The 10,383-nt window shown below is 42.5% G+C and carries 10 protein-coding genes; 4 read left to right on the top strand and 6 right to left on the bottom strand.

What is annotated here, in order from left to right:
• Both F6J94_RS23265 and F6J94_RS23260 read right to left on the bottom strand, forming a co-directional pair.
• A partial coding sequence (locus F6J94_RS23265) for a peroxidase family protein (RefSeq protein ID WP_293044562.1) occupies window positions 1–1,151 on the bottom strand: 1,151 nt, incomplete at its 3' end.
• Window positions 1,152–1,404: 253 nt separating this feature from the next.
• Window positions 1,405–3,198, bottom strand: coding sequence for an ABC transporter substrate-binding protein (locus F6J94_RS23260; protein ID WP_293044558.1), 1,794 nt, complete (start codon window positions 3,196–3,198; stop codon window positions 1,405–1,407).
• 985 nt (window positions 3,199–4,183) lie between these two features.
• Between F6J94_RS23260 and F6J94_RS23255 the strand changes: the two genes are divergently transcribed.
• A complete protein-coding gene (locus F6J94_RS23255; protein ID WP_293044555.1) occupies window positions 4,184–5,551 on the top strand; it encodes a hypothetical protein in 1,368 nt (455 codons plus the stop codon).
• Between the two features lie 182 nt (window positions 5,552–5,733).
• On the opposite strand, the gene F6J94_RS34390 is transcribed toward F6J94_RS23255, so the two are convergent.
• Together F6J94_RS34390 and F6J94_RS23245 are read right to left on the bottom strand one after the other, a co-directional pair.
• Complete coding sequence (locus F6J94_RS34390) at window positions 5,734–6,153, bottom strand: hypothetical protein (RefSeq protein WP_364303794.1); 420 nt, start codon at window positions 6,151–6,153, stop codon at window positions 5,734–5,736.
• On the bottom strand, window positions 6,045–6,323 hold the full coding sequence (locus F6J94_RS23245; protein WP_293044550.1) for a hypothetical protein: 279 nt from the start codon (window positions 6,321–6,323) through the stop codon (window positions 6,045–6,047). The genes F6J94_RS34390 and F6J94_RS23245 overlap by 109 nt, the downstream gene beginning before the upstream one ends.
• Window positions 6,324–6,633: 310 nt before the next feature.
• On the opposite strand from F6J94_RS23245, the gene F6J94_RS23240 reads away from it, so the two are divergent.
• The 3 genes from F6J94_RS23240 to F6J94_RS23230 all read left to right on the top strand — a co-directional run bounded on the left by F6J94_RS23240 (window position 6,634) and on the right by F6J94_RS23230 (window position 8,708).
• Window positions 6,634–6,924, top strand: a complete 291-nt coding sequence (locus F6J94_RS23240) for a DUF2499 domain-containing protein (protein WP_008184715.1) — start codon at window positions 6,634–6,636, stop codon at window positions 6,922–6,924.
• A gap of 172 nt (window positions 6,925–7,096) precedes the next feature.
• A complete protein-coding gene (locus F6J94_RS23235) occupies window positions 7,097–7,405 on the top strand; it encodes a DUF3593 domain-containing protein (protein ID WP_293021741.1) in 309 nt (102 codons plus the stop codon).
• Window positions 7,406–7,499: 94 nt separating this feature from the next.
• A complete protein-coding gene (locus F6J94_RS23230; protein ID WP_293044548.1) occupies window positions 7,500–8,708 on the top strand; it encodes a serine/threonine-protein kinase in 1,209 nt (402 codons plus the stop codon).
• Here the strand turns inward: F6J94_RS23230 and F6J94_RS23225 are convergent.
• The gene (locus tag F6J94_RS23225) at window positions 8,677–8,853 is read right to left on the bottom strand and encodes a hypothetical protein (RefSeq protein WP_293044544.1); all 177 of its coding nucleotides are present in this window, start codon (window positions 8,851–8,853) and stop codon (window positions 8,677–8,679) included. The two genes, F6J94_RS23230 and F6J94_RS23225, sit on opposite strands and share 32 nt — an antisense overlap.
• A gap of 79 nt (window positions 8,854–8,932) precedes the next feature.
• Window positions 8,933–10,279 carry an OB-fold nucleic acid binding domain-containing protein gene (locus F6J94_RS23220; RefSeq protein ID WP_293044541.1) on the bottom strand — a complete coding sequence of 449 codons (1,347 nt, stop codon included), beginning with the start codon at window positions 10,277–10,279 and terminating at the stop codon, window positions 8,933–8,935.
• Window positions 10,280–10,383: the final 104 nt, after the last annotated feature.

Genomic DNA, 10,383 nt, shown 5'->3' with positions numbered 1-10,383 from the left:
TCAACAGGTATCAGGAATTCTGCCGTGTTGAACAAACCAATTTTGGTGCCTGGTTGGGAACAGGTCTCCTCAAACAATGGTCCCAAACCTTTATTGATCAGCATCTCATTATTCCAGAGGCTATCCATCATCGGAATTGGCTTGCTGTCATAGATCAAAGTCTCCGGAAGCGCACTGTGCCAACGATATACCAAATTAAATTCCACTGTAAACCAATTCTGGCGATACCACTTCTCATTGGTAAACGCTGGAGGATCGACAATGAAATTGAAGTAATAGGAGGTAATATGATTAACATACTCTTCCAGCACAATTTTCATGATTACCACCATCACGATGTTTCTGGCCGTTTGGAAGAGTCGCTCGTCATCCCAATCGGGATAATGCTTAGCCAGTAAATCACACAGGCGATTGTGTTCCCTCAGACACAGAACATTAAGCATTACATAGCCAATTTGGACATTGGCTCGTTCGACACCCATAGCAAATAGTTTGGCTTTCTTGGCTGGGTCGAGTCGCTTCTCATCATTGAGCGGTTCATACAACCCGTCAAACTCTGGTTTGACCACTCCGTTTTCTGGATCGTCGTAATAGAAGAGGGGATATTCTTCACCATTGATAATCTGGCTTTTCAGTTTCCCGCCCTGATGGGATCTCAGCATGTCTGTAGATTTTCTGTTCAACCCATAGACGGGAGATAAATCGATGCCGTGGTTTGAGGTATTCTTTAATCTATTGTAGTGATCAGTGCGCAAAAAGCCATCGGTAAACCACTGCACCCAATAGGGAAACAGCAGGGTAGACTTCTCGGAATAGATGGTTTTCCCCTCTTTTTTGCGAAACAAAACAGCAAGGTCTTCGAGAGGAGGAAGGTTACCTGCTTTGTTGAATTCTGGATCGGGGGGTAAATGTCGTCCGCTCCAGGTTCGGTCTGTTAATGAGTCCCAAGAGGTATAGGGTGCCATCGCGCTTAACTTATGGGGACGAGTGGGAATTTTGTAGACGACATTGTTAATCATTGTTTTGTTGGCTTGACGTCTTAGAGAGTCGTTGCTTTGAATAAACTCCCAAATCCCCTTGAAGTTGTTTAAAGCAAAGTTTTCTAACCGGTTCCTAAATCCGTCTCTAGATGTATTCCTTTTTTTTGTCATCGAACTAGTTCCCTTTTGGATATATAGCCTTTACAAATAGGTCATGAAAAACTATGCCTATTTCTGATAACGACAAAAACTACTCGTAACTCTTTCCTACTCTGACATTTGCCCTGTTCGCTGTTCGCTTTTGGCCTCACTCCTCTGTTTACATCTCAAATAAAAAGCCTAGAGCAGTATTACTTGTCCCAAGAGTTTTTGTCCCAAGAGTTGTTACCTTTGAAGTTACACATTTGTAATTATAGTGTTCTATCTAAATCTTATCCACAGTTTCAAAGGATTCTGAACCGAGTGGACTGGGCTTCCAGCCTTGAATATTGGCTCGCTTACCTAAAAGCGGTTGGGAGTGGACAATGGGAATGCGCACGGCTTCTTCAAATAAAATTTTATCCACTTGGCGATAGATTCTTGCCCTAGCATCCTTGTCTTGGGTCTTACGACCGGTTTCCAATAGCCGTAGGATTTGGTTATTCTTCCAACGTCCAAGGTCAGCGGTAGCATTAGGTCCGAAGTGGGAATAGTAGAAGTTATCTGGGTCGCCATATTCCCCAGTCCAACCCAATATAAACCCTTGGAAACCAGGAGACTTTTGTCGGTCTTTGAGATAATCTTTCCAGGGTTTGGTTTTTAAAGTAACCTTGATGCCAATCTTACCCAAGTCATCAGCTATGGCTTGGGCGATCGCTTTCGGATCAGGATAGTAGGGGCGGGATATTTTCATATACCAGAGTTCCAGGTCAAAGCCTTTGGGGTAGCCAGCTTCCCTCAGCAGTTGCTTGGCTAGCTGTGGATCATATTTATAGCTACCAAAATTGGGTGACTCAGACCAATCGAGGAGGGGTGGGGTGAAGTGAGCATCACTCTCTCCTAAACCCTGCCAATTTTTTTCGACAATCTTTTGGTGATTAATTCCTAATGCGATCGCAATCCGTACCTTTTGTTTAGAAAGGGGTTTGTAGTTGGTATTGAGGGATAGATATCCGACATTGAAGGAGGGACGGAAAATAGATTTGAGCTTAGCCTCACCAACTAAATTTTCTAATTGCTTAGGAACTAGGTCTGAAGTGAAGTCAATCTCTCCAGATTTCAACATGGTCAGCCGCTTCGCAATATCCGGGATGAACCGCACGATTACCTTTTCTGCTTTAGGTAGGTTTGGTTTCCAGTAGTTTGGGCTCTTTTCTAGGATAATTTCCTTGCCATTACGCCACTCTTTGAATTTAAAGGGACCTGTCCCTACCGCTAGAGATGACTCACGACCATACTTAGAACCTGCTTTCTTGATGGCGGTTGGGCTAGCGATACCAAAGTAGCCTGACCCAATCATCGCTGGAAAAATGCTTAAGGGCTGTTTCAGGACAAATTGAATTGTATACTTATCTTTGATGACTATCTGTTGTAATAGGGATTTCGAGTTTCCCTTGAAGCCACCAAATAAATCAGCCCAAATTTGATACTTTCTGTCTTTATCGCGATAGCCATATTTGTTTTCCGGGTCCCACCAACGCTCGACATTGAACTTAACTGCTTCAGCATCGAAATCAGTCCCGTCATGAAACTTGACCCCTTGGCGCAGTTTAAATGTCCAAACTCTGCTATTCCGAGACGCTTCCCAATCAGTAGCTAATCCCGGTTCCAGTTCTATCGTTCCCAGCTTGTATTCCACCAGGCGATTGTAAATTTGTTTCTGGACAACTAGGGATTCCCGGTCGCTGATATTACCCGGTTCTAGGTTTTCTGGTTGTCCCACTGCTCCGTAAACGATTGTCCTTCCCTTGGAATCCTTAGAAGGTTTAGTTGGGGAAGGAGTAGGAGTAGGAGTTGGAGTTGGAGTTGGAGTTGGAGTAGGGCTGGGAGTAGGAGTAGGGCTGGGAGTAGGGCTGGGAGTAGGGCTGGGACTAGGGCTGGGAGTTGGACTCTCAGAAACAGTAGGAGTAGGACTGGGAGGGGTATTTTTCCCAATCCAATTAGAAGGGCTAACGCAGTTAGAGAGAACTATAGTTAGGACAAAAGCCACAAGCAACAGTATGGGTCGCCATCGCCTCATTGATAAAACTCCTTTATATTGCGGCTCTTGCCAGGAATTGGTAACTAATAGTCATTAGTTATTTGTGATTAGTTTTTATTGACAGGACTTACCCTTGCTTCTGTTCCTCAACCATAATTGTAGGGGAGCAATGGTTACGTCATCACTATATGTAGCGCAACTGCTTAAGTCCTTATTGATTTATGTTGATTTGAATACATCTCCGATTATAAAAATAATTTCCGAACTTTTAGGCGTTAATTGTGTTTTTTAAGTGTTTTGGGTTATCAAAAAAGTGGTCAAACCCAAATTAACCAAAAAGTTGGAAGCCAGAACTTTGAGCAGGGGGACCCTGGCTTCCCGCTACCTATCACTAAAGACACCATAACTATGGTAAAACCTATACCTGCCCCGCGTCCCCTCACTCCCTAACTAAGGCAGGGCGCTAACTGATCCAAGGCTACAGTCAGTGTCCAATGGCTATGACTCCGCAACAGTTCTACAGCAAATGGGAAGTGACCCATCAGGTTCTTGCTTGTATATGTTCCCGTTCTAACACCAAACACCAAACACCTAACACCAAACACCTAACACCAAACACCTAAGACTTAACACTTAATACCTAACACTTAATACCTAACACTTAACACCTAATTTTTATGAGAAAATGTTAAAAAAATCAATCGAAATTTCATTTGTATAGGACTAAAACCTATAGTATGACGATCGCATAGCCTGTAGGAGCGCTTAAGCGCACTTGGCAATTGCCCCTAATTTTGTGTCCATGACCCCTCATAAAAACAGGGTGTATTTAGCATATCCCATCAGTAAAACTTATGGGATAGGGTCTTGACTCTGGAGCAGTTATTATGGTTAACTGCTCACAGTTAAGTACGAGGGTAGCAGCGGGCACGGTTTGTCCTACTCCTAGACGGAGATAGGTTCATTTATAATTTCGCTTGTAATTTGTAATAAGTCGTATGTTAGGTCTGTATGGAGTAAGCATATGGATGGTGCTTCTGGCAGCAAAAGGCTAATTGGTAATCACACCCATCAAGAGGATGCATTGAACTCAAGCGTAAACTCAAATGCGATCGCAAAATCAAGCTCTATTCTGGACTTGATTTCCTCAAATTCAGATCAAGTCAGGGTATTTGCCTTCGATATCCGAAGCCAACCCCACTTTCAGGGCAAGAATACACTTGAACCTTGGGCGTCACGAGCCTTAGCTGTAGCTGGTTCAGAGGATGTCGTGATCATTCCTGGCAATCTGGATGCAGAGTACTACGACTGGCTGAAAAATCTTGGCTTAGGACCCCAGAAAGTCTTTGCCTTCAACCGTGAAAATGAACCAGCACTGCTCTCAGAGCTGATAATGCAAAAAGCGGATGAAGTAAGAGCATTTATTGCATCTATCGGAAAACCATTGGTGTTTGTTCCTTATTATTCGGCAGATGTAGATAAACAGGCGGCGTCAACCATTGATGCCGTTTTTTTTGGCTGTGATCAGTCTATTACCTTAAAGTATTTTGACAAGTCCACCTTCAAGGACCTGTGTCAGTCTCTTGGTATTCCCACAGTACCAGGAACTATCCTGAGTAAATCATCATACTCTGAGGATTTTGAGACAGAATTGCGACAGGAAATCTTAGGTTGGCTTAAGGATTATGAGACGTTACTGATCCGGGGCGCACAAGGGTGTGTAGGCTCATCACTTCATAAAGTTAACAGCAGTAACCTCGACACTGAGATGCCAAAAATGCTGGCATCAGGAGAAAGTTGTTTTTTAATTGAGCCATTCCTCAAAGTCATTACATCCCCCAATGACCAGTGGATGATTGGCAGCAATGGAGAAATTGCTCATCTGGGCATAACATGCCAGCTGTTTAATGGGTTACAACATATCGGTAACGTGAAAGGAAAACCCTATTCAAAAAGGATAGAAGGGTTAATTCGCGATTACTCCTTCAAAATAGCCCAGCACATGCGAGATGATGGCTATCTTGGCATCTTAGGCATCGATTATATTGTCACAGATCAAGGAATATTTCCCATCGAAAACAACGCCCGACTGAACGGATCGTCCTTTGCGTTTTTCATTCTTGACAATTTGTTTGGTTCTAGTGACTACGATGGATGCTGGAAGGTGTTGAGACTTACAATCGAACCTTGTAGTTTTACCACCCTAAGGGAAAAGATTGGTTCCTTAATCTACCAGGGTAATGGTAATCCGAATTTTGTCTTTCCTTATGAATTTGACACCTTACGAACTCAAGGGGATGTCACTATCCTAATTGTAGCTGAGGATTTACATCACCTAGAATACGTTGAGAAAGAGCTATTATCTAAACTAGAGATAGCAGATCTTAATTGAACTAAGGATTGATATAAAGAAGATACGGCAATCATCAGATTAATTTATCCATTTACAGGGGAAATGGTAAACCTAGGCATATCAATTAGGTATGTAAAGTTAACCTAGGCTTTTTCCCTTTTATTTTTTATTCTTGATTTTACATTAATTAAATAAAACAGATGATTATAGTGATTCATAATCTAAACCAAATCAATATCCACATTATCAATAGCCCAGTTATCGAATCCAGAACCACTATGGTTAAGCTGTAGCCAGCGGAACTGAGTAGCACTAGTTATAGCATCGGTGTCAATGCTCTCAGTAATAGTTTTCCAACTGATGTAGTCTTCTGTGTCATACAAACCCAGTCTTATCCAAGAGATACCGCTATCAATGGAATATTCAAGAGCGAGATCTTCCCCAGAATCTGCATTCTCCCCTCCATTATTACTATTACCAATGATATTACCAATGATTAGGTCAAAGGAAATAGTACCGCCATGAGAAACATCTAGGGCTTGGGTAATAGCATAACGGGAGTTATCTTCTGCAGAACCGCCATCAAACCAAAGGGAGTTGCCATCGCCACCAAAGTTGGTATTAACTTGACCATTGCTAATTTATGCCCATTTATTATAAAAACCGTAGAATCGGCCATATCCACCACTCCTATACTCAAGGTAAACGTGCCAGCTGTTGTAAACTCGTAAGTAAATGTTTTGTAGCCAGTCTGTGAATTAAAATAAGTCGTGGAGGCGACAAAGTCACTATTTGTATCTGCTAGTTCCAACAGGTCCCCTGAGGATATAGAGACAAAGGCAAAATCGTTATATAGCTATAATAAACGCTATATTTTATTTAGCCAGGATAGGATTAGGCATGTTCGGATTGGTTATTAGCATTAGTACTAATCATAGTTTAAAGTTTAGGTAAAGTAGCTGGTATAATCTTGGTATACTCAAACAAGTCAACGGTCGATAAGGGGATGTCTAGAAGCCTCACTATTATCAAGCTTGGGTTTTGGTAACTTTAAAATTAGTAATTTTGATTACTCCTAAGCCATTACCCATTACCCATTAGTCTGTACTCCTAAGTTTTTTATGCATGCTCTATCAATTCCAACTTGGATTATTCACATTTCCAGTGTTATCGAGTGGATTGCTGCAATTTGGTTAATCTGGACCTATGGTGAAATTACTGGCAATCGTGCATGGTGGGCATTGTCTTTTGCTATGTTACCAGCATTGGTCAGTGCGATGTGTGCTATCACCTGGCACTTTTTTGACAACCAACAATCCCTGGAGTGGATGGTAACACTCCAAGCAGCGATGACGGTTGTAGGTAACTGTACCCTTTGTGGAGCAGCTTGGTGGATTTGGCGTTCAGCGTAGGGTTGCTACCAATGCCAGGGATAAGTTTTACGGTAATCACTCAGCTTAAGCGCTACTTGAGATGCTACTTGAGGTGCTATCAGCTATCAGCTATCAGCTGACGGCTGACGGCTGACAGCTAACGGCTGACGTTTTCCGAATCATTTTGACAAGCATTTTTCCTTATCTTCAGATGATTTCTAAAGACACATTATTTGCTATTTCCCTATTTCCTTACCTAGGATTTTTGTGGTTTCTCACTCGTTCTGGACAAACACCCCGTTTAGCGCTAATCGGATTTTACGTCCTCTTGGTGTTTGTTTTTGTTACCATCCCAGCTGGGATTTATTCCAAGGTAGCTTATCAGGAAGCATTAGCTGATGTGGATTGGCTACATGGTAGTGCTGAGTTTTTTTTAACCCTGTCCAATACTTTAGTAGTACTGGGCTTCCGACAAGCAATTATGGAACATATAGCAAAGGGAACAGGGAGTAGGGAGTAGGGAGTAGGGAGTAGGGAAGATGGCCTCAAAAATATCTGTTCGTAGATAGGGCAATATATTATTATAGATAAAAGACCGACTGCTGACCACGATAATGAGCTACTGTCTCAATCCCACTTGCCCCAATCCCCAAAATCGAGAAGGAACTAAATTTTGCATTGCCTGTGGCTCGAAGTTGCTGCTCAAAGAGCGATACCGAGGGATTAAACCTATAGGTCAAGGTGGATTCGGTAAAACCTTCTTGGCTGTGGATGAAGATAAACCTTCCAAACCTCCCTGCGTCATCAAGCAGTTTTTTCCCCAAGCCCAGGGAACTAACACGGTTCAAAAAGCAGCTGAGTTATTCACCCTGGAAGCGGTACGGCTGGATGAGTTGGGCAAACATCCTCAAATTCCGGAACTGCTGGCGTATTTTTGTCAAGATAGCCAACAGTATTTGGTGCAAGAGTTTATCGATGGACAAAACTTAGTCCAAGAACTGGCAAGTCGGGGTGGATTTAATGAAGCACAAATTCGGGCGCTACTGGATGATTTGCTGCCATTGCTGCAATTTGTTCATCAACATCATGTCATCCACCGGGACATCAAGCCAGAAAACATTATTCGCCGCAGGAGTTTAAGGTCTTCGGTTGTCGGGGGAGCAACCCAGGTCCCTGGTCAACTGGTTCTAGTTGATTTTGGAGCATCGAAAGCTGCTACTGGCACTAGTCTAGGCAAAACTGGGACAGCGATTGGCTCATTTGGTTATGTATCACCAGAGCAAAGTATTGGTAGAGCAGTTTTTGCCAGTGATATCTATAGTCTTGGTATCACTTGTATTCATTTGTTGACCAATAGGCACCCCTGTGATTTATTTGATGTCAGGGAGGGTGTCTGGATTTGGCGCAACGTTTTGAGTCATCCTATTAGTGATCAGCTTGGTCGCATCTTAGACAAGATGATAGCAGGGGCTATTAACCGACGTTATCAATCAGCGGCTGAGGTAAGTAAAGAGTTGCATCTTAAGACAACTCCCCCAACACCTTTAAGGCAACAAAAACCAGTTACACCGATAAAACCTACTGTACCATCAAAGCCTGCAGTCGGGGGATTGAATAAAAGGATTGCTCAAGAATTAGAAGAATTGAAGTCTGAAATTATGGGTAATCCGACCCCTAAATCAACCCATCAAACCCTTGGAAATCAAGTTTCTGGATCTAGTAGTTTACCAAAAAATAAAACTAAACTTGATCTGGAATTGGAGGAGATCCAATCTGAATTTATTGGCTCTTCTAATCCTCAGCAAAATCCTGGTTTAGGTTGATAAAGAAGGGAGTAGGGAGTAGGGAGTAGGGAGTAGGGAACAGGGAGCAGGGAGCAGGGAGCAGGGAGTAGGGAACAGGGAAAAGGGAATAGGGAATAGTAAAAAAGAGCTCCGAAGAGTTTTTGATGTTATTATAAATCAGCAAGATTGTTCATGAACTATTTGTAAATGCTATAGTTTTAGTAGCTTGCTGAGAAGAGAAGAGCAAAGACTCAACTCCTTACTCAACTCTTGATGACTGGAGCAATACGGGCATCAAATCCGCTAGCTTTGAGAGCATTAACCGTTACTTGGTCATTTTGCACCCAGTATTTAGAATCAAAACGGACAAATTGATACTGCTGGGGTGTAGGAATAGTTGCCAGTACGGGTACTTTTGCCTGACGTTTTTTACCGGAATGTTTTTGCAGAATCGATTTTAATTGGTTAAGGTTGTTTGTCGTAACTTGCTTAGGGGTAAGTTCTACTACTACTGTTCGTAAAGTTTCAATTAGCTCAGCATCTTCAATAATCAGTTGAATTTTCTCATCTCGCTCATCCACCTTCGCCCAAATAATTAAACGGGAATCGGCTTGCAGTAAAGAACTAATTTTTTCGTAAGTTTTCGGGAATACAACTCCTTCAGCTTGACCGGTCAGATCTTCTATCTGCACAAAGGCCATGCGTTGATTATTTGTTTTGGTGAGGTGAGGCTTAACTTCAGTGAGCATCACAATAGCACTCAAAGTTGTCCCCTTTTTTTGATCCCCTAACTCCGCCAAACTGACAGGAGAAAGCACTTGAGCTACTGGACGGGCTGATTTTAAAGGATGGTCAGACACATAAAAACCAAGCAATTCTTTTTCCCAATTTAATTTTTCTTGGCGTGAAAAATCAGAAACTGCTGGAGCGCTTGGAGCAGATTCCCAAGCATTATTGTTCTGATCTGGCTCAGAATTAGTGTTACCAAACATATCAAAAATGTTCAGCTGACCACTTTCTCGGTCTTTGGCACGGTCTTGCCCCCAACTAATCACTGGGTCGAGGTCTTTGATAAGTTGCTGCCGGTTGGGCTGAATGCTATCAAAGGCACCACAGTAAACCAAAGCTTCCAAACCACGGCGGTTAAGGGTGCGCAAATCGACGCGATCGCATAAATCTGCCAAAGCCTTAAACTCACCACCAGTCTCCCGAGCCTTGAGAATACAATTAATTGCTCCGTGTCCCAAATTCCGGATTGCTGAAAACCCGAACAATATACTATTAGACATTGGGGTAAAATCAAAATCAGAACGATTAATATCCGGTGGCAAAATCTCAATCCCCATGGTTGAGCAAGTAGCAATATATTTCTGTATCTTGTCCGTGCTGTTACTACTCGCTGTCAGCAAGGCTGCCATATATTCAACTGGATAATTCGCCTTGAGATAGGCAGTTTGATAGGTTACATAGCCATAGGCGGTGGAGTGGGATTTGTTGAAGCAATTGGAAGCGACAATACCGTTTGCCAAAATAAAGTTATGGTCGCTCTTGACACCAATATCATAGACAGGTTGAGTGCCTAAGGATTTGCGGCTGATGATTTTAACCATCCCATGAATTTCTCCTTTACTCTGTAGACAATTGGAGATTTAACCTCCACAAAAACTATAGTTTGTGTGGAGGTTAAATCTCCAATTGTCTACAGAGTAAAGGA

Origin of the sequence: Moorena sp. SIO1F2 (assembly GCF_010672755.1) — a bacterium.
GTDB lineage: Bacteria > Cyanobacteriota > Cyanobacteriia > Cyanobacteriales > Coleofasciculaceae > Moorena.
The sequence above is the reverse complement of the archived record's forward strand: the minus strand, read 5'-3'. Positions and strand labels throughout refer to the sequence as shown.

Excerpts from the sequence above, each read along its gene's own strand:
- F6J94_RS23260 (WP_293044558.1), bottom strand. The coding sequence starts at position 3,198 with ATGAGGCGATGGCGACCCATACTGTTGCTTGTGGCTTTTGTCCTAACT.
- F6J94_RS23255 (WP_293044555.1), top strand. The coding sequence starts at position 4,184 with ATGGATGGTGCTTCTGGCAGCAAAAGGCTAATTGGTAATCACACCCAT.
- F6J94_RS23240 (WP_008184715.1), top strand. The coding sequence starts at position 6,634 with ATGCATGCTCTATCAATTCCAACTTGGATTATTCACATTTCCAGTGTT.
- F6J94_RS23235 (WP_293021741.1), top strand. The coding sequence starts at position 7,097 with ATGATTTCTAAAGACACATTATTTGCTATTTCCCTATTTCCTTACCTA.
- F6J94_RS23230 (WP_293044548.1), top strand. The coding sequence starts at position 7,500 with ATGAGCTACTGTCTCAATCCCACTTGCCCCAATCCCCAAAATCGAGAA.
- F6J94_RS23220 (WP_293044541.1), bottom strand. The coding sequence starts at position 10,279 with ATGGTTAAAATCATCAGCCGCAAATCCTTAGGCACTCAACCTGTCTAT.